12 protein-coding genes are annotated in these 20,543 nt (G+C 35.6%); all 12 read left to right on the forward strand.

Annotation, left to right across the window (positions count from 1 at the left end):
• Positions 1 to 19 precede the first annotated feature (19 nt).
• Positions 20 to 1,201, forward strand: coding sequence for a glycoside hydrolase family 130 protein (locus tag BW951_RS19680; RefSeq protein WP_076395937.1), 1,182 nt, complete (start codon positions 20 to 22; stop codon positions 1,199 to 1,201).
• A gap of 55 nt (positions 1,202 to 1,256) precedes the next feature.
• Positions 1,257 to 2,438 (forward strand): AGE family epimerase/isomerase, encoded by a 1,182-nt coding sequence (locus tag BW951_RS19685; protein WP_076395939.1) that lies wholly within the window; start codon positions 1,257 to 1,259, stop codon positions 2,436 to 2,438.
• Between the two features lie 130 nt (positions 2,439 to 2,568).
• On the forward strand, positions 2,569 to 3,774 hold the full coding sequence (locus tag BW951_RS19690; protein ID WP_076395941.1) for a glycoside hydrolase family 26 protein: 1,206 nt from the start codon (positions 2,569 to 2,571) through the stop codon (positions 3,772 to 3,774).
• A gap of 16 nt (positions 3,775 to 3,790) precedes the next feature.
• A complete protein-coding gene (locus BW951_RS19695) occupies positions 3,791 to 4,810 on the forward strand; it encodes a hypothetical protein (protein WP_076395943.1) in 1,020 nt (339 codons plus the stop codon).
• Positions 4,811 to 4,836: 26 nt separating this feature from the next.
• Entirely contained in the window at positions 4,837 to 5,178 is a 342-nt protein-coding gene (locus BW951_RS19700; protein ID WP_076395945.1) for a phosphomannose isomerase type II C-terminal cupin domain, read from the forward strand.
• 114 nt (positions 5,179 to 5,292) lie between these two features.
• The gene (locus tag BW951_RS19705; protein WP_076395947.1) at positions 5,293 to 6,426 is read left to right on the forward strand and encodes a glycoside hydrolase family 26 protein; all 1,134 of its coding nucleotides are present in this window, start codon (positions 5,293 to 5,295) and stop codon (positions 6,424 to 6,426) included.
• A gap of 143 nt (positions 6,427 to 6,569) precedes the next feature.
• Positions 6,570 to 8,552, forward strand: coding sequence for a cellulase family glycosylhydrolase (locus BW951_RS22915; RefSeq protein WP_175608853.1), 1,983 nt, complete (start codon positions 6,570 to 6,572; stop codon positions 8,550 to 8,552).
• 17 nt (positions 8,553 to 8,569) lie between these two features.
• Positions 8,570 to 9,949, forward strand: coding sequence for a sialate O-acetylesterase (locus BW951_RS19715; RefSeq protein ID WP_076395952.1), 1,380 nt, complete (start codon positions 8,570 to 8,572; stop codon positions 9,947 to 9,949).
• Between the two features lie 199 nt (positions 9,950 to 10,148).
• On the forward strand, positions 10,149 to 12,425 hold the full coding sequence (gene bglX / locus BW951_RS19720) for a beta-glucosidase BglX (protein ID WP_076395954.1): 2,277 nt from the start codon (positions 10,149 to 10,151) through the stop codon (positions 12,423 to 12,425).
• Between the two features lie 272 nt (positions 12,426 to 12,697).
• Positions 12,698 to 14,656, forward strand: a complete 1,959-nt coding sequence (locus BW951_RS19725; RefSeq protein ID WP_076395956.1) for a leucine-rich repeat domain-containing protein — start codon at positions 12,698 to 12,700, stop codon at positions 14,654 to 14,656.
• Positions 14,657 to 14,710: 54 nt separating this feature from the next.
• The gene (locus tag BW951_RS19730) at positions 14,711 to 16,639 is read left to right on the forward strand and encodes a leucine-rich repeat domain-containing protein (protein ID WP_076395958.1); all 1,929 of its coding nucleotides are present in this window, start codon (positions 14,711 to 14,713) and stop codon (positions 16,637 to 16,639) included.
• Positions 16,640 to 16,717: 78 nt separating this feature from the next.
• Positions 16,718 to 20,543: alpha-2-macroglobulin family protein (locus tag BW951_RS19735; protein ID WP_262487844.1), on the forward strand; the 3,826-nt coding region annotated here is incomplete at its 3' end.

The following is a 20,543-nucleotide window of genomic DNA, read 5'->3' on the forward strand; positions in this document are numbered from 1 at the left end:
TATAAAATAATATAGCAAGATGAGTGATTTATTCAATACAAGATTTAATGAAGTGTCAGAAGAATTTGAAAAGCTGGTTACTCAAAAAAATTCTCCGGAAGATCATGCCGGAAACGGAATTTTTACAAGATATAAAAATCCTGTCGTTACAGCGGCTCATGCTCCGTTAGAATGGCGTTTTGATATGGATGCCGAAAGAAATCCATTTTTTATGGAACGTTTCGGGATCAATGCTGCTTTTAACGCCGGTGCAATGAAGTGGAACGATAAATATATTCTTTCTGTAAGAGTAGAAGGCTACGATAGAAAATCTTTCTTTGCAATTGCAGAATCTCCGAATGGTATTGATAATTTCCGTTTCTGGGAAAAACCCGTTGTGATTCCTCAGATTGAAGGAAATCCCGATACAAACGTTTACGATATGCGTTTAATTCAGCATGAAGACGGATATATCTACGGAATTTTCTGTACAGAAAGAAAAGATCCCAACGCACCGAAAGGAGATACTTCTATGGCAATTGCAAATGCGGGTATTGTAAGAACAAAAAATTTAGTAGACTGGGAAAGGCTTCCGGATTTAATTTCCAATACAGGACAGCAGAGAAATGTGGTATTGCATCCTGAATTTGTAAACGGAAAATATGCTCTTTACACACGTCCCCAAGACGGATTTATCGATGTTGGAGCAGGAGGAGGAATCGGGCTTGGCTATGTTGCAGATATGACGAATCCTGTGGTGGAAAATGAAGAAATTATCTATGGAAAAGCCTATCATACAGTATATGAGCTGAAAAACGGTCTGGGTCCGGCTCCTATTAAAACAGAAAAAGGCTGGCTGCATCTGGCGCACGGAGTGCGTAACACGGCTGCCGGATTGCGCTACGTTTTATATTTATTCATGACAGATCTAAACGAACTGGGAAAAGTAATCTACAAACCTGCCGGATATTTTATGGCTCCGGAAAATGAGGAAAGAGTAGGAGATGTTTCCAACGTGTTGTTTTCCAACGGATGGATCGCCGATGAAGATGGTAAGGTTTTTATCTATTACGCATCTTCAGACACAAGAATGCACGTAGCGGTTTCTTCAATTGAACAATTAACGGATTATTGCATCAACACGGCAGAAGACAGACTTACCTCATCCGAATCGGTGAAAACAATCATTGAAATTGTAGATAATAACATGGTTTCCAAATAACTGTAGTACTACAGAAACATTTTCAATTTTAAAGATAATAAGATTTAATCTCAATATGCAGACAGAATTTCTCTTAAATACGATGCAAAATGAGCTCCGTAATATCCTGAATTACTGGAGAAAGAATACAATTGACGAAAAAAACGGAGGTTTTATAGGTGAGATTGACTTTAGCGAACAGAAAAATCCGGCAGCAGAAAAAGGTTCTGTAATGTATGGGAGAATTCTCTGGACTTTTTCCGCAGCATTTTCTGCTACTCAGAATCCGGAAGATCTCAATATGGCGAAAAGAGCTTTTGAAGAGATTAAAAGCAACTTTTACAATCCGGAACACAAAGGAATCTATTGGAGCATTAATGCAGATGGAACGGTAAAAGATTCCAAAAATCAGATCTATGCCATTTCATTTGTTATTTATGGTTTGAGCGAATTTTATAAGGTTTCAAATGATAAAGAGGCACTGGATTTGGCGATAACCCTCTATCACAGCATTCAGAATCATTCTTTTGATAAAGTGAATAAAGGCTACTTTGAAGCATATACCGAAGACTGGAAAGAGATTGAAGACATGCGCCTCAGCGAAAAAGATGCTAACGAAAAAAAGACCATGAATACGCATCTTCATATCGTAGAAGCATTTGCCAACCTTTATCTCGTATGGAAAGATGAAGATTTGAAACAGAATATTATTCGGTTGCTGGAAACGATAGACCAATATTTCATCAATAAAGATTCATGGCATCTCAGACTGTTTTTTGATGAAAATTGGAACGAAAAGAAAGATGTTATTTCTTACGGACACGATATTGAAGCAGCATGGCTGCTGCAATGGTGTGCAGAAGCAGTGGAGGACGAAAACCTGATTGTCCTGTACAAAAATCATGCAGTGAAAATGGCGGATGCAACATTCGAAGGACTGGATGAAGACGGAGGATTATGGTATGAATACGAGCCGGAATCCGGTCAGCTTATTTCAGAAAAACACTGGTGGCCGCAGGCGGAATTGTGGATTGGTTTTCTGAATGCTTACCAGCTTACCAATGACGAAAAATACTTTAATGCTTTAAAAAAAAATGTGGAATTCACCGAAAGATACATCATTGATAAAAAAAACAGGGAATGGATCTGGGGAATCAACGAAAAGTATCTTCCTATCGAAAAAGACAAAGCAGGATTCTGGAAATGCCCTTATCACAACGGGAGAGCCTGTTTAGAGATCATTAAAAGAATAAAGTAATACACGTTGCATTTTGCAGCCATTATTTATAGACACGACAGGAAAAGAAAATAATTTGAAAAATCACTGGAAGTAATAAAAAGAAACATCTAAAATCACAATAATATTAACTTTCAAAAACATTTTAATTATGAAAACTCAAAGTAAATTTTTTCTGGTATCTTTCTTATTGGGAATTCTTTCCTGTCAGTCTTCAGCAAACGATTTGGCAGAGACAAACTCCTCTCAGGCTTCAGAATCGGTAAATAAACTCGTGAATAATACCTCAGATGCAAGTGCCACCCAAAAGACTCAATTGTTATTTTATAATTTAAAAAATAATGCAGGAACTAAAATTCTCGTAGGTCACCAAGATGCGTTTTACACGTATTATCAGGATAATACTTCCATGTCTGATGTAAAAAAAGCAACAGGATCCGATCCTGCGCTTATCGGATTGGATCTCATGTTTATTACCGATAAAAATTATCAGGCAAATGCTTCCAATTGGTACTATCAGCAGGAGCAGAAAATTGTGGCAGCAGCAAAAGAAGCCTATCAGAAAGGGATGGCGGTAACATTTTGCTGGCATTTGAGAGAACCTTACAATGAAACTACTTTCTACACCTCGGAAATGACGGCTTCTCAAAAGCAGAACGCTTTTAAAAGTATTCTTCCCGGTGGAGCCAACCACAACTGGTATCTTACCAAACTCCAGAAAGTGGCTTCTGTATTTAAAAATCTTAAAGGAAGCGGCGGCGAAGAAATTCCTGTGATCTTCAGGCCTTTTCATGAATTCGACGGAGACTGGTTCTGGTGGGGAGCAGCTTACTGCACGGCAGACGAATATAAACAGCTTTGGCAGTTTACTGTAAACTATCTCAGAAACACCATGAATGTTCATAATGTACTGTATGCTTTTGCACCGGATGCTTCCTACACAACTTCTGCAGCCTACCTTTCGAGATATCCGGGAGACCAGTACGTAGATGTTTTAGGAATGGATAATTATTATGACTTTACAGCACAGACAACAGCAGGAGCAAATACCGCCAACAGCAAACTTAAAGTAATATCTGATCTTGCCATCCAGAAAAATAAAATTGCGGCATTAACCGAAACCGGATACTCCAGCCAGAACAGTACAGCCAGAACGTCTACCCACTTTACGACACTGGTGCATCCTGCCATTACATCCAATAACGTTAAAATTTCATACGTATGCTTTTGGAGCAATGCAGGAAATACATATTATGTTCCCACGCCAGCAACACCTTATGCCACAGATTTTAAAAACTTTATCCTTAAACCGCAGATGGCTCTTCAGACAACCATAGCCGGAATTTTATACAATTAACAGAAAAAGAATCTGAATGAAAAAAAATATTTTAAGCATTTTTATTTTAGCTTCATTAGCACTTAGCGCTCAGAAAAACCTCATCAGCAACGGAGGTTTTGAAATGGATGCCCAAAGCTGGAATAATGAAAGTGCGATAACAATTAATCCGTACACCAAACATACAGGAAGTAAAGGAGGCGGAATTACAGAATATACCGCTCCGCAGTGGAAAGGAATCGATCAGACCTTCAGTATTCCTAAAAATACAGCAGCGATTGAAGTTTCTGCATGGCTGAAAGCAGATGGCGTGGAAAAAGGAAAAAGAGACTGGAACAAAGCAGTGGTAATTGCCGAAATTAACGGTAAAGGAGAAAATATTGCCGCTTTGGAAGGAACAACTCCATGGAAGGAATATAAAAAAGTAATTCCGTTAAATAAAGACCGTTCCGGAAGACTCATGATTGCCTTATCCGAATGTACGGGAAGTTTCTATTTTGATGATATTAAAATCACACCACTCACACAGGAAGATCTTAATAAAATTCAGGAGGAAGAAACCAAAAAATATGAGGTGAAAGTGATTACCGATTCTACTCCGCTGGAAATTGCAACTTTAAAAAATGCTGATTTTGAAAACGGACTGGAAAGCTGGAGAGGAACCGCTGAAACCACTTCCGAAGAAAAAGTAAAAGGACAGAAAAGCTTAAAGCTGTCTTCTTCAAATCCTGTTTGGTTCGGAATAGATCAGATTGCAGATATCCCCGATGGAAGCAAAACACTGGATATTTCTGCATTTGCAAAAACAAAAGACCTGAAACCCGGAAAAAACGACTGGAATAAAGGAGTAATGATCGTAGAATTCACCAAAGACGGAACTGCAAAAACAGGAGAAGATCAGCCGATATTTTTTGTTTCGGACGCTAAAGACTGGCAAAAATTCTCCAAGACACTTGCTGTTCCCGCAGGTTCTGGAAAATACAGGATTATGCTGGCTCTTTCCGAAGCTACAGGAACCATTTATGTAGACGATATTCAGGTAAAATTCAACAAATAAAAATTTAAAATTAAATAAACATTAGTATGGAACATGACGTAAGACCTTGGGGAGAATATTGGGTACTGGATGACTCAGAAACTCATAAAGTAAAAAGAATACAGGTGAATCCCGGTGGAAGATTATCTTTGCAATATCATCATAAAAGAGCAGAAGTCTGGACAATTGTTTCAGGAGTCGGAACCATTACGATTGATGAAGACATCAGAGATTACACATTAGGGCAGGTTGCACAGATTCCTCTTGGAGCACACCACAGAATAGAAAATAAAACTTCCGAACCGGTTGTTTTTATCGAAGTTCAGTACGGAACGTACTTTGGAGAAGATGACATCGTAAGAATCGAAGATGATTACAACAGAGCATAAAGCCTCTGCAAACTTAAAATCGTTTTGGATTTAAAAACCTGCAGACTTTGCATTAAAATTAAATACTATAAATAATAACGGAGAATTAAAAATCCTTATTTACATTTCTTTACTATGAAAATTTTTCCTACAAAATTTTTCTCGTTAGCTTTTCTTTCGGCTTTGTCTTTTACAAATGCCCAGTTCAGACTGTCTGACGAGAAAGCGACACAGGAAACACAAAATTTATATCAAAATCTGGCAAAAGCACAGAGAAAAGGCTATTTCATAGGACATCAGGACGATTTGGCGTACGGTGTTTACTGGAAATACCAACAGGGAAGAAGTGATGTTAAAGAAGTGGTAAAAGATCATCCCGCAGTATACGGCTGGGAACTTGGAGATCTGGAATTGGGAAAAACAGAGAATCTTGATGGTGTTCCGTTCAGTAAAATAAAAGAATTCATAAAAGAAGGTTATCGCTGTGGCGGAATCATTACTATAAGTTGGCACTCCAACAATCCCATAACAGGGGGCAATGCATGGGATTTTTCCAATACCTCCATAAAAAGTATTTTGGAAGGCGGAGATAAACATTCCGTTTTTCTCTCTTATCTTGATAAAATAGCCGATTTTTTAGCGGATTTAAAAGACGATAACGGAACCCCGATTCCTATTCTGTGGAGGCCCTTTCATGAACACACCGGAACATGGTTCTGGTGGGGTGCGAAATCGGCTTCAGATGAAGAATATAAAGAATTGTACAGGTTTTCTTTAGATTATTTAAAAAATGAAAAAAAACTGCATCACCTGATTTCAGTTTATAACACCAGCGTTGAATATACCACCCCCGAAGAATTCCTGAAACGCTATCCGGGAGACAGCTATGTAGATATGATGTCTTTTGACGCTTATCAGAGAGGTTCTGTGGATGAAGGGAAAAAATTTGCAGAAAAACTGGATGTTCTTATTTCAGCAATGAATCAGGCAGCAGAAAAACATAATAAAATTTCAGCTATCGGCGAAATAGGATATAACCAGATTCCGGATTCTGAGTGGTTTACGAAAGTGCTGAAACCGGTTTTCGATAAGCATACATTTTCCTATGTGTTATTCTGGAGAAATGCAGGCTTCAAGCCGGGAAATAATGAAGTGGAATATTATCTGCCTTTTAAAGGACATCCTTCGGAAAAAGATTTTTTAAAATTCTATAAGGATAAAAAAACACTATTTGAAAAAGAAGCCGGAAAAATGAATCTGTACAAATAATGATGCATAGTCCATTAGTAAGATAACAATTAAAATTAAACAGGACTATTTGTAGTTTAAATATTTTAATAAACGATTAATCATTGTCTTTTGTAATTAAATTTGAAATTGGTTCAAACAGATATAACATTAAAAAAGCAAAAATGAAATCTTCACGCATTACACTTCTATTCATTTTAATTTCCATATTTACATTTGCAGGAAATCCTGTAAAGGAAATTGGAAACCTTCAGGTTGTGGGAACCCAGCTTTCCGATGCAAAAGGCAAACCTGTGAGGTTAGTGGGAACTAGTTTCGGCTGGAGCAATTTTCATCCCCGATTTTATACTCCGAAAACCGTAAAATGGCTGAAAGATGACTGGAACGTAAACGTTGTCCGTGCTTCCATGGGAATTGATCCTGAAGGTGCTTATCTGCAAAACCCTAAGACAAATCTCAAAAGTATAGAAACGGTGATTGATGCTGCCATTAAAGAAGGCATCTATGTAATTATCGATTGGCATGCTCATAAAATTCATACAAAAGAAGCGAAAGAATTCTTTAATACAATATCCAAAAAATACGGTAAATACCCGAACGTGATCTATGAAGTTTTCAACGAGCCTGAAAAACAATCCTGGGAAGAAGTTAAAAGTTACGCGGAAGAAATTGTAAGGACCATCAGAAAAAATGATGCCGACAACATTATTCTCGTAGGCTGTCCGGAATGGGATCAAAGAATAGATCTGGTTCAGAAAAATCCCTTAAAAGACAAAAAAAATATCATGTACACCGTGCATTTTTATGCAGGAACTCATGGAAAATGGCTGCGCGACAGAACCGATGAAGCCATAAAATCGGGCATTCCGGTTTTCATTTCAGAGTCCGCAGGAATGGAAGCTACCGGAGATGGAAAATTTAATTATCCTGAATGGCAGAGCTATTTTAGCTGGATGAATAAAAATAAGCTGAGCTGGATTACATGGTCGGTTTCCGACAAAAAAGAAACCTGCTCCATGCTTCTTCCTACCGCTTCTTCCGAAGGAAACTGGAAATTATCCGATCTTAACGAATCCGGAATAAGAACAAGGGATTATCTTAAACAGTTTGACGACAGAGGAAAATATCTTCAGAAATTTTACTGGCACGGAAGAGTGCTTCAGTCTTCTTTTAATAAAGGTCAACTCATTGGTCCGGGATCTTATACCGAGTTTCAATTTAGCGGAAATTCTGTAAGTTTCGGATTGAAAAATATCCCTTTCCAAGGCTATTACAACTATGTTTCCATTGAACTGGACGGTAAATGCATCGGCAGATTTAAAATAGACAATAACGAGATTAAAAAATTTACTTACGATGTTTCAGACAAAAATCTGAAAGTACACACCATTAAAATCGTAAAGGCAACGGAAGCGGCGATGGGAGAAGTCTATTTTGACGGCAGCGGAATCGATGCTGTCTCTTTTCAGCCGAAACCTGGAAAAAAAATTGAATTCATAGGAGATTCTATTACCTGCGGATTCGGAAATGATGAAAGTGGACTCCCATGCGGAAAAGGACAGTGGTTTGATCAGCATAATGCGTATTTTGCTTATGGTCCTGTAGCAGCCAGAACTTTGGGAGCAGATTATCTTTTAAGTTCTGTTTCAGGATACGGGATGTACAGAAACTGGAACACAGAGAAATCGGAAGAAAATATTCTGCCCGATGTTTATCCTTATCTTTATCTGAGAACTTCCGAGCCGGAACTTTTCGGCAACGATTATCAGCCTGATCTGGTGAGTATATGTTTGGGAACGAATGATTTGTCGCGAGGCGATGGCAAAAAAGAGCGTTTACCTTTCAATAAAGAAAAATTCATCGGAAATTATGTGGAATTCGTTCAGAATATCTACAAAAAATATCCCGACACCAGAATTGTTTTATTAAACAGTCCGATGGTTTCAGGGGAGAATAATAAACTCCTTGTAGAATGTTTAAATGCCGTGAAAAATTCTTTCAGAAATGATAAAAAACATCAGCCAATTGAGATTTTTGAATTTAAGGCAATGACTCCGAAAGGATGCGGATATCATCCAAGTAAAGAAGACGACCAGATAATGGCAAACCAGTTAATTCCTTTTTTACAGAAATACTTACCTAATTAAGCTTTAATCTATCTCACATGAAATTTATAATAAGTCTTTTCTCATTATTTTTAACAAACTTGCTTTTTGCCAACATTAATCTTCCGGCAATTTTTACAGACAATATGGTGTTGCAGCGTAATGCAGAAATCGTTATTTGGGGAAATGCCAATCCGAAAGAAGAGATTACCCTGAAAGGAGATTTTCTTGACAAAGAATATAAATTTGTGACAGGGAATGACGCTGTTTTTAAATTCATCATACCAACAGGAAAAGAAGGCGGACCTTACACTTTTACCCTGAAAGGCTACAATGAAGTAAAGCTTAAAAACGTAATGCTGGGTGAAGTATGGCTGATTTCCGGACAGTCTAATATGGAATACACGCCAGCTTGGGGAATGAAAGATGCTGATGCAGAAATTGCCAAAGCCAATTTTCCGGACATAAGATTTTTCACCGTTCCGAAACTCTCATCATCCTATCCACAGAATAATTTGTTTGGAAGCTGGGTTTCCTGCAATCCCGATACCATGAAAAACTTTAGTGCAATAGGCTATTTCTTTGCCCAAAAAATACAGGAAAATCTCAACGGTGTTCCAGTAGGAATTATTTCTTCCGCCTGGGGAGGAAGTCCTGCAGAGCTTTGGACTCCGGAGAATGTATTCAGGCAAAATCCTCAATTGGCAGAAAATTACAAAAAACTGGGAAGTTCAGAATATTATCCGTCGCAGATGAGCGGAGCGTACAATGCAATGATTTTCCCTCTGAATCCGTATAAAATAAAAGGCGCACTCTGGTATCAGGGTGAAACTAATACGGGAAATGCTGAAGGATATACAGACCTGCTTTCTTCCATGATACAGTCTTGGAGACAAGCCAAAGGAGAAGAATTTCCGTTTTACATCATTCAGATTGCCAAATATACAGGTTGGGGCGATACTACCGTTAAAATTCAGAATTCCCAGAGAACAGTTTCAGAAACCGTTAAAAATTCAGATCTTGTCATTACCTCAGATCTCGACAGAACAGACGATATTCATCCAAAAAATAAAAAACCGGTCGGGATAAGAATGGCAAACCTTATTCTTAAAAATGTATACGGCAAAAATAATGGTCTTGTAGAAAGTCCGAAGCTTAAAAACGTAGAATACAAAGGAAATAAAGCTATTTTATCTTTTGATTTTGCAGACGGACTGCATTTTAAAAATAAAGAATCAAAACTTTTTGAAATCGCAGGAACGGAGGGTCAATTTGTTCCGGCAACCGCAGTTATAAAGGGAAATCAGATCATCTTAGAATCCAAAGAAGTGAAAAACCCTGTCAATGTAAGATATGACTGGAGCAACACCGCAGTTCCTGATTTATTTAATAAGTCTGAATTGCCCGCTTCCAGCTTTTCAACTGAGAAAATAAAGTAGAAGAATTCAACAATCAGAACTTTTAATTTGAAAGAATTTTCAACACACTAAAGATTTATTTCGTATTGAATTTTAAAAACTATTATTCATAAATTGGGGTTGTCATTAATTTTTTACCGTTAAAAAACCTTGAGTTCTTAGCTGAGGACTTTACGTTAAAATTAAGCATCATGATCAACAAAGAATAATCAAAAATAAAATGAGAATAACCAAAATAGTAATCATCACCATAATAAGCATCATTAAAGTGAACACAGTCAGCGCACAGCAAAAACTCAACCCCGAAACAGAAAAGAAGATCGATATTCTGATGTCTAAAATGACACCGGAAGAAAAAGTAGGGCAGATGAATCAGTACAACGGTTTCTGGGATGTTACGGGACCTGCTCCCGTCGGAGGAAGTGCTGAAGAAAAATATGAAAATATAAAAAAAGGATTGGTAGGATCTATGCTTACCGTTCGCGGAGTAAAAGAAGTAAAAGCAGTTCAGAAAATCGCAGTGGAACAGACAAGACTCGGCATTCCGCTAATTATTGGGTTTGATGTTATTCACGGATACAAAACACTTTCGCCGATTCCTTTGGCAGAAGCAGCAAGTTGGGATCTGCAAGCCATCGAAAAATCTGCAGAAGTTGCCGCCTCAGAAGCTGCCGCCTCCGGAATCAACTGGACATTCGGTCCCATGATGGATATTTCCAGAGATGCAAGATGGGGAAGAGTGATGGAAGGAGCCGGAGAAGACCCTTTTTTAGGAGGAAAAATTGCTGCGGCACGTGTAAAAGGTTTTCAGGGAGATAATACCTTCAAATCTCCGTTAAGAATCGCGGCCACCGCAAAACATTTTGCAGCGTACGGTTTTGTAGAAGCCGGACTGGAATATAATGCCGTTGAAATCGGAAACAATACTTTATTCAATCAGGTTTTGCCGCCTTTCAAATCCGCTGTAGACGCGGGAATAAGAAGTGTGATGAATTCATTCAATACCATTAATGGAATTCCCGCAACAGCCGACAGATATCTTCTGAGAGATGTGCTGAAAAACAAATGGGGCTTTTCCGGTTTTGTTGTGTCAGATTGGGCTTCTATCCGTGAGATGATTTCTTGGGGATTCTCAAAAGACGAAAAAGCAGCGGCAAAATCTGCTGTAGAAGCCGGAACAGACATGGATATGGAGAGTGGAATCTATTTCCCTTACCTTATTGATTTGGTAAAACAGGGAAAAGTTAAAGAAAGCTATATAGATGATGCCGTAAGAAGAATTCTTCGCGTTAAATTTGAACTGGGACTCTTCGATGATCCTTATCGTTTTCTCGATGAGAAGCGTGAAAAGGAAACAATTGGAAGCACGGCAAACCATGAAGCCGTTCTGGATATGGCAAAAAAATCCATTGTTCTTCTTAAAAACGAAAAAAATCTTCTTCCGCTTAAAAAATCAGGACAAAAAATTCTCCTTCTGGGTTCTTTGGCAGAAAGTAAAAATTCCCCTCTCGGAAGCTGGAGAATTGCAGCAGACAACAATACCGCAGTTTCTGTTCTGGAAGGTATGAAAGCCTACAAAGGCAATCAGCTTAATTTTGTGGAAGGACCAAAATTAACAACCTCCGAACCTACTTTCCTTACCGAAGTGAATTATAATACCACCGACAGAAAAGGTTTGGAAGAAGCAAAAAATGCCGCTAAAAATGCCGATGTCATCGTGATGGTTTTGGGAGAACACGGATTTTCGTCCGGAGAAGCAAGAAGCCGAACAAACATAGATTTACCCGGACTTCAGGAAGAATTTTTAAAAGAAATTTTTAAAGTAAATCCCAATATCGTACTCGTTTTAAACAACGGAAGACCTTTAACGATCAACTGGGCTTCAGAAAATATACCTGCTATTGTAGAAGCGTGGCATTTGGGAACACAGGCAGGAAACGCCGTTTCGCAGGTTCTTTACGGAGATTACAATCCAAGTGGAAAATTGCCGATGACATTCCCGAGAAACGTAGGTCAGATTCCTGTTTATTACAATCATCTTAATACCGGAAGACCTTTCGATAAAGATAAAAATGTGTTCTGGAGCCATTATTCCGATGTAGAAAAAACACCGCTTTATCCGTTCGGATTTGGATTGAGTTACACAAAATTTGAATATTCCGATTTAAAAATCAATGAAAAGTTGTTTTCAAAAGGAGAAAATATTCAGGTAACTTTTACCCTTAAAAATACAGGGAAATACGATGGAAAGGAAGTGGCTCAGTTGTATATTCAGGACGAATTTGCTTCCGTAGCCAGACCTGTAAAAGAATTAAAAGGCTTCCAGATCGTAGAACTGAAATCCGGCGAAAGTAAAAAGATCACCTTTAATTTAACTGAAAAAGAACTTGGTTTTTATGATAATTCCGGAAACTTTATTGTAGAAGAAGGAGCATTTAAAGTAATGGTAGGCGGAAACTCGGAGAGTGTGATTTCGGATGAATTTAGTCTGGAGTAAAAAGATAGATTTACCAATAAACAAATCCTTAGGTTAAAAATTAATCTAAGGATTTTTTATTCCGCTTTGTTGTTACTCTCTTTTGTGCTTTATTTGCAGAATTCTATTGGGCTGAAAAAGTTGTAAAGATTAAATCCACCTGAGATTTTTTTATTAAAATTTGAGATTAATGCAATTGCTGAAGCAGATGTGTGAGACCATTATTAAAAACTTCTTAACAGCTGAATAGAAAAATTTTTCATTTAAATAATAACCATAAAAACATGTAAACGATGAGTACTGAAAATATAGAAAATCAAATAAATAGATCAACTGTTCTTGATGAAGAAACGCAGAAAATCGAAGAAATCTTAGGAATAAAACCGGAAGACTACCTAAAATATAATTTACTTCAATATTTACACCTCCAAGACGTAGATATTGAGGATTTTTCTAAGTTTTTACCGTATCTCGTTAAAGTAAAAAACGTAAAGCTTACCAACTGTACCATTGCTAATTTTTCCGAATTGTTAAAAATAGAAAGTTGTTCCAGTTTCACTCTGGATAATGTGACTTTCAGAAACAATGAGTGTAATGTAACCAGAGGGTTTCCTTATGAAATCCGATTTTCAAATATGACCTTTGATGCAGGTTGTTTTAACAGTTTTCATATATCGTCATCCGGTAAAGGATATAAGCATCTTTTTATTAATAATTGTCATATTGATAATATTCAGGAAATCAATAATATAAAAGGGCTTTATTCATTACATCTCGACAGTATAACTTTTACTTGTAACCCCACCAAAGTAAAAGAAAAATCAATTTACATGATCCATATTTTCAACTCGAAGTTTGAAGATATTTCTTTTATACCATTTAAAAAATCTGTAGGAAGAATTGATTTTAAAAATTGTAAAATAGGAAACTTTAAAGGAATTTCTGAATTTGAAAAGCTTAAAAAGATTCAAATTGATACAAATACACTTGTTAAAGATGAAAGTCAATTTGAAAACCCTTTCAATAAAGAAATTACATGTCATTTCATTAAGGCGGAAAAACCATTTCGTTTAAAAAATGCAGTATCGCTCAGAAATTATATTAATGAATTAAGCTTTACCTATTTTAAGGTGAAAAAAGTAAAGGATCTTAAAAAGTTTGAAATGGTTAAAACTCTTTCATTTGATAAATCTGAATTTTATGTAGATGCTTTTTTGCCTATTGCCAATCAGATTCAAAAAGTGAAGATGAGAGATTCTGAGATTAAAAAACATAACTATTTCAGTTCTTTCGTTAATTTGAAGAGTTTTGAATCAAGCTGTTTCTCAAGAGAGAGTAAAGAGATAAAAAATTTCTCAAAATTACTTCCGTTAAAAGATCAGCTGATGAGTCTGGATTTTTATGAAGACGAAGAAATGGATAAAAAAGCTCCAGATTATCCCATCAGTCAATTTACTTCACTGGAAACCTTAAAATTGGGTTATGAAATTTCTGCGAAAACGGGAAAATCTATTATGAAGTTGAAAAAATTGAGAAAGCTGGATATTAGCATAGCAAAAACGAAGCATATTTTCGATTTGGGACATCTGAAAAAGCTGGAGTTTTTAATTTTTAATTCAAGAGTAAAATTTACTGGATTTGAAAATCTGAAACGTCTAAAATCATTGCAAATAGTCAATGATAGAAAATTTGATTTGAAAACGCTTCCAACTATGAAGTCCTTAAAAAGATTGAGCTTTTCCGCTTATGATACTCACATTAAAGATTTGAGTCACTTTCCGAATTTAGAATTTCTGAGACTAAAGGGAGTTAAGAAACTGCAACTGAAAAACTTGAAAAAGCTAAAAGTGTTGGATTTGGACAATAGCAGAATTAAAGATTTTTCTTCGTTTGAAACCTTACCTTCCCTGGAAAGACTAGATTTATCAAGTATTCAGGGTAATATTAATTTAAAAGAAATATCGAAATTTCCCAATTTGAAATGGTTAACATTATTGGAAAGCTATGAGGTAAATGATATTTCAGGATTAGAAGCATTAAAAAAATTAGAGCGCTTGGATTTATACCAAACAAAAGTTACAGACGTAAAGGTGCTGAATACTTTGCCTAATTTAAGGGAAGTCAATTTATTAGTGAATAATTCCAAAGAACTTAATCTTGAATCACAATTGGATCGTCCTGAAATTGCCATTTACTGTGGATTACCAAGCGTAAATTTATGGGTTTGGGACAAAGATGAATTTGGAATTTAAATGATCCGTAAGAAGCAAAGTAAAATTAATATTTAAACAGAATAACCACTCAAAATGAAAGAAGATCAGCAAACAGATAAAACATCAGAAGCTTATAAAAGATTAAAAGAAATTTTAGGGGAAGAACCTTGGGAAGATTATGCAAGATCAAGAATAGAGCTCAAAAATTTAACAATTGACGATTTTTCTATCATCTTGCCGTGGATTAGGAATGTAGGAAGATTGTATGTCAGCGATTCTTCCATTTCCAATTTTTCAGAATTATTGAAGTTGGAGAATTGTTATTCTTTTCATTTGGATAATGTGACGTTCACAAACAATGACTGTGAGGTAACGAGAGACTTTCCAGGTGAAATTCATTTTTCTAATATGAATTTTGATGCAAGCGGGCTGAATTGCTTTCCTACATCAGTTAGTAAAGGACACCATAGCTTTTCTATTGAAAACTGTCATATTGAAAACATTCAGGAGCTAAGCAATATAGAAGGAATTTCTGCATTATATCTTGATAAAATAACCTTCACCTATCATCCAAGAAAAATAAAAGAGAAATCAATTTACAGGATTAGCATTTCCGACTCGCAGTTTAAAGATATTTCTTTTATACCCTTTAAAAAATCGGTGGGGGATATTGATTTTGTAAACTGCCGTATAGGAAATTTTGAAGGAATTTCTGAGCTTAAGGAGCTTGAAGAAATTGGATTCGATAATGATACGATAGTTGAAGACATAAGGAAATTGGAAAATCCTTTTAATAAAAAAATTACCTGTGTTGTTTTCGTGAAAGATAAAAAGCAGCTCGATCTAAAAAACGTATTAGGGATCAGAAATTATATTAATCATATACATTTTACTAATTTTAAAGGAAAAAAAATTGATAATCTGGAAAAATTTGAAAGGTTGCATCATCTCACATTTGATAAATCTAAGTTTTATGTGGATGCATTTTTATCCATTGCAAAACAAATCCAGAGCGTAGAGGTTAGAGATTCAGCGATTAAAAAACATAGTTATTTTAAGCATTTTCCTAATTTGACAAGTTTTGAATTAAACGGTTTTGGAAAAGATAGTAAAGATACCCGAATTTTTTCAAAACTGTTTCCTCTAAAAAAACAGCTGAAAGAGCTGGAGTTTTATGAATCTCAGGATAAACCCACAAACTATCCCATCGAAAAATTTACAGCATTGGAATCTTTAAAAATAGGTTACAATATTTCGTTACAGACTGTGGAATCTATTCTTACTTTTAAAAAATTAAAAAAATTAGAAATAAGGATAGAAAAAACAAAGAAGATTATCGATTTGGGAAATCTGAAAAACTTGGAGTTTTTAAATATCTACAGTGAATCAAATTTATATTGTACGGGATTTGAAAATTTAAAACGTTTAAAATCTTTGGAGATAAGCAGTGACGGGAAATGTGATATTAATATGCTTCCAAAAATGAAATCCCTGAAAAGATTGAGTTTTTACAGTCATGAAGATTGTGCGGTGAAAGGGCTGAGCCAGTTTCCTAATTTAGAATTTCTGAAGCTTGAACACATAAAGAAGCTGCAATTAAAAACCCTGAAAAAGCTGAAAGTTTTGGATCTGGATAACAGTCAGATTAAAAATTTTTCTTCGTTTGAAACCTTGCCATCCCTTGAAAAACTAGATTTATCTTCTCTTCAGAATAAAATTGATCTGAAAGAAATCTGGAAATTTCCCAATTTGAAATGGTTAACATTACTGGAAAGCTATGAGGTAAACGATATTTCAGCTTTAGAAGCGTTAAAAAAATTAGAGCGTTTGGATTTATACAGAACAAAAGTTATGGATGTTCGGGTTTTGAATACATTGCCAAATTTGAAGGAAGTCAACTTGGCAGTAGAGAATTGCGAATTAAACCTTAAAGAGCAATTGGATCGTCCTGAAATTGCCATTTACTGCGGATTACCGACTATAAATTTATGGATTTGGGAGAAAGATGAATTTGGGATTTAAACGAAAACGATTCTCCATTTTCATTATTCAGATTAATTTTAATTTCTTAAATAACGATAAAAATATTAAAAACATAATATGATGGAAGCCAACGTGGTACAGCTTATAATTTCTCTTAGAAATGAATTTGCAGGCATACATTATGCTCGCTATTTTGAAGATAACGAAAATAATAGAATTTCCCATTTTTTGCAGAAAGTGCATGATTCGGGAGAGTCCTTACAAGGAGAGGAAAAAACACTGTACGAAATTCTCGTCAGTACTTTTGCTCTTGATTATTTCAACGCAAGTTTTTCAGGAGAAGATCTTACCAATATAAATTCTCAGGATCTGTCTCAAATTGAAACATGGACTGTACTCGACTTTAAAAACTATATATCCGAAAGTTTCAAAAAAAACGACCTGAGAAAAGAATCTCTTAAAAAGATTTCAATTGAAAAATACAGTCTGCTTTTCAGAGGTTATGAGGAAGATATTGCTTATTATAGAACTTTGCAGGACTGGCATTTAATGAGAAAAATTAATTTTCTTTTAGATGGTGGGTTTTTTACGAAGAACGAACTGAAAGAAAATGAAAATAAGATTCTTGCAATCTACGATGTATTGATTAATGAAAATGAGGGCAATTCGAAGTTGTATTTTATGCGCGAAAAATTGCTCTATCTCTGTTCGTTAGATAAAGAATTGAATAAACTGCAACAGTTGCAAACTATTCTGAAATCTGATATTGACGGAGATTACAAAGTTTTAATGATGCGGGACATCATGACAATATACAGGAATGATGATAAATCCAGAGAAGCTCTTGAAATTGCAGATCAGGCAAAAAAACAGTTTCCCAATTCCCCATTTTTAAAGGAAATTCAATATAAAGAAGATTTAATGACCTGCCCTGAATTGGGACTGAATTTCGAAAAACAGATACAAAGCAATAAGCCGATTCATATAGTGGCAGAATATCGTAATACTTCTGATTTTATTCTGAATATTTATGAAGTGAAAGGCGGGTTTAAATCTTTTATTAAGTATACAGAAGATTATCGTTCAGAAGAAAAATTTTACCATGAAATTGAAAAAATACTCATAAGAAAAGAACATTATACACTTCCTCACTGTGAAATTTATGAAGAGATGAAAACTTCTCTGGAGATTAAACCTTTACCACCGGGATTATATGTTGCAGAATTTTCTTCAAAAGATTTAGCTGAAAGCGATTCAGTCAAAAACTATTTTTTCACAGTATCCGATTATAAAATAATTTATCATCATAAAGACGCAAATGATTTTCCGGAATCATTCAGGTTAGTAAACAGTGAAAATGGAACACCGATTCCTAACGAGGAAATTGTTTTTTTCGAATATCTTCGAGATCAGGATTTGGTAAAACTGAATGCAAAAACAGATGATTTAGGTGTTTTTAAAATTCCGTCAGATGCAAATAATTCATATAGAAAATATCTTGTCCATCATCCAAAAACTAATGATTTTCAAATTCTGGATGTATGGGGAAGAAAATTTTCAGAAGAGCAAACAAGAGATATCCTTAATAAAACAATACCGCAGATTTTTACCGACAGAGCGATTTACCGACCGGGGCAGACCGTTTATTTTAAGGTAATTAATACTAAAATAGAAAGCGAAAAGGAATCGGTTGTTGTAGGATTAAAACAAAAAATAGCTTTAACTGATGGAAACGAAGAGGGAATTTCTACACAAGAATTTACGACCAATGAATTCGGATCTTATCACGGAAGCTTTGTTCTCCCTAAAGGAAAACTAAACGGAACCTTTGCTTTAATGATTGAGGACGGAGCAGACTGTTTTCATACTTTTCTTGTAGAGGAATATAAAAGACCGAAATTTGAGATTACTTTTGAGCCAGTAAAGGGAGAATATCAATATGGACAGACGCTAGAACTCAAGGGAAGAGCAACATCATTTTCTGGAGTGCCCCTCCGTAATATAGTTGTAAACTATGAAATTACAGAGAATGATATCCGCTGGAAATTCTTCAGCCATTATTCAAACGATTATAATCATGAAAATTCTATACTTGGAAACGCCGAAACCGATGAGAACGGAGAATTCACGATTTCTGTAACTTTTGAAGAAAATACATATTTAAAAGATGTTCAGGTAGACTGCTTTAAAATTGAAGCGTCTGTTACGGATATCAATGGAGAAACACAGTCGGCTTCTGTTGAAATAAATGTGGCTTCAGTTCCTTATTACATCAAAGCCGAAGAAATTAAAGATGCTTTTACAGACGAAAATGTAAAAATTAAAGTTGAAACAAAAAATTATAATAATCAGGATGTTGAAAAGCCATATCATGTAAAACTTTCCAAACTGAAGTCGCCAGACAGGATTTTTAGAAAGATGTTTGAAGATAAAATTCAGAATTTATCACAATTTTCTAAAGAAGAGTTTATAGCCAAGTTCCCGCATGACTATTTTGATGAGGACGAATATGAAGAAGAGGTACAAATAGAAAAAGTGATTCTCGATAAAATCTATGATCCAAAAACAGATAACCAACAACCGATAGCCAATTTAGATTTAGGAAAATTAGACGTCGGGAGATATGAGTTGGAACTTTATGATAGTCAGAACAAAGAGTTGATCGAAACATCTCAGTACTTTAATGTTTGGGATAAAAATTCATTGAAAGAAGAAAAGGTATTTTTGAATGTTGTAGATCCAAAAAAGGGATTTTTAAGGGGTGAAAAAGCCAATATCTACGTATATTCTGCAATTCCTGATGCTTTGGTATATATCTTTCTACAGGATTGTCTGGGAAACACCATAGCTGAAATAAAGCAATTAAAAAATGGTATATTAGACTATATTGTAGAAATTCCTAAAAATAAAAATATTTCAGAAATTAATGTTCAGTTTCAGATCATTGCTTACAATGAAGTACAGCATAGTGAGATTACTCTTAAAATAAAAGAAAACGAAAATCCTCTTACTATCGAAACAATAGTTTTCAGAGATAAGATTGAACCGGGCTCTAAAGAAAAATGGACAGTCAAAATCACAGAAAATAATAAAAAGGCTTCGACTGCGCTCAGCTTGACAGCAGAAGTCTTGACAACAATGTATGACAGATCTTTAGATCAGTTTTCTATAAATACTTTTGAATGGAAAAGGTATTATGTTCCGTATTATGCGGTAATGTCTTACAAAGTTAAATATAATCTTAGTGCGAGATTTGCTTCAAAAGAGGTTCCTTATATAAGATCTTTTTCAATAGAACCGCCATGCTTCAATTGGTATGATGGAGATATTCCTGAAGGTTTAACGTTTGTGGGCGGAGCATGTGGATATTCCGGAGATGCAGTTTTGAATGAACTTGAAGGACCAAAATTACATTATAAAATTGCGAAAGGCGATGAAAAAGAAAGGGGAATTTCTGTTGGAGAAACCCACAGCGATTTACCCCAAGTTCCCGTGCGCCAAAACCTAAACGAAACCGCATTTTTCTACCCGGATTTGAGAACCGATTCCGAAGGCAATGTAAGCTTCGAATTTACTTCTCCGGAAGCACTGACAAAATGGAAGCTGATGTTTTTGGCGCATACGAAAGACGCAAAAGCAGGAACGCTGGAAAAAGAAGTCATAACGCAGAAAGAATTTTCTGTAACGCCAAACTACCCAAGATTTTTGAGAGAAGGAGATGAACTGAATCTCCAGTCCAAACTATCAAACTTAACGAACAAAAAATTAAACGGTTCGGCAAGCTTACAGATTCTGGATGCCTTTACCAATGAAGATATTTCTTCCCAGTTTGGTTTAAATTCAAGCATTCAGAACTTTGATCTGAATGAAAACGGAAATTCAGCCTTGACATGGAAAATAAAAGTGCCAAACAATGTTTCATCCATTATTTTAAAAGTGGTGG

Source organism: Chryseobacterium gambrini, assembly GCF_900156825.1.
In the GTDB taxonomy this organism is placed as follows: domain Bacteria; phylum Bacteroidota; class Bacteroidia; order Flavobacteriales; family Weeksellaceae; genus Chryseobacterium; species Chryseobacterium gambrini.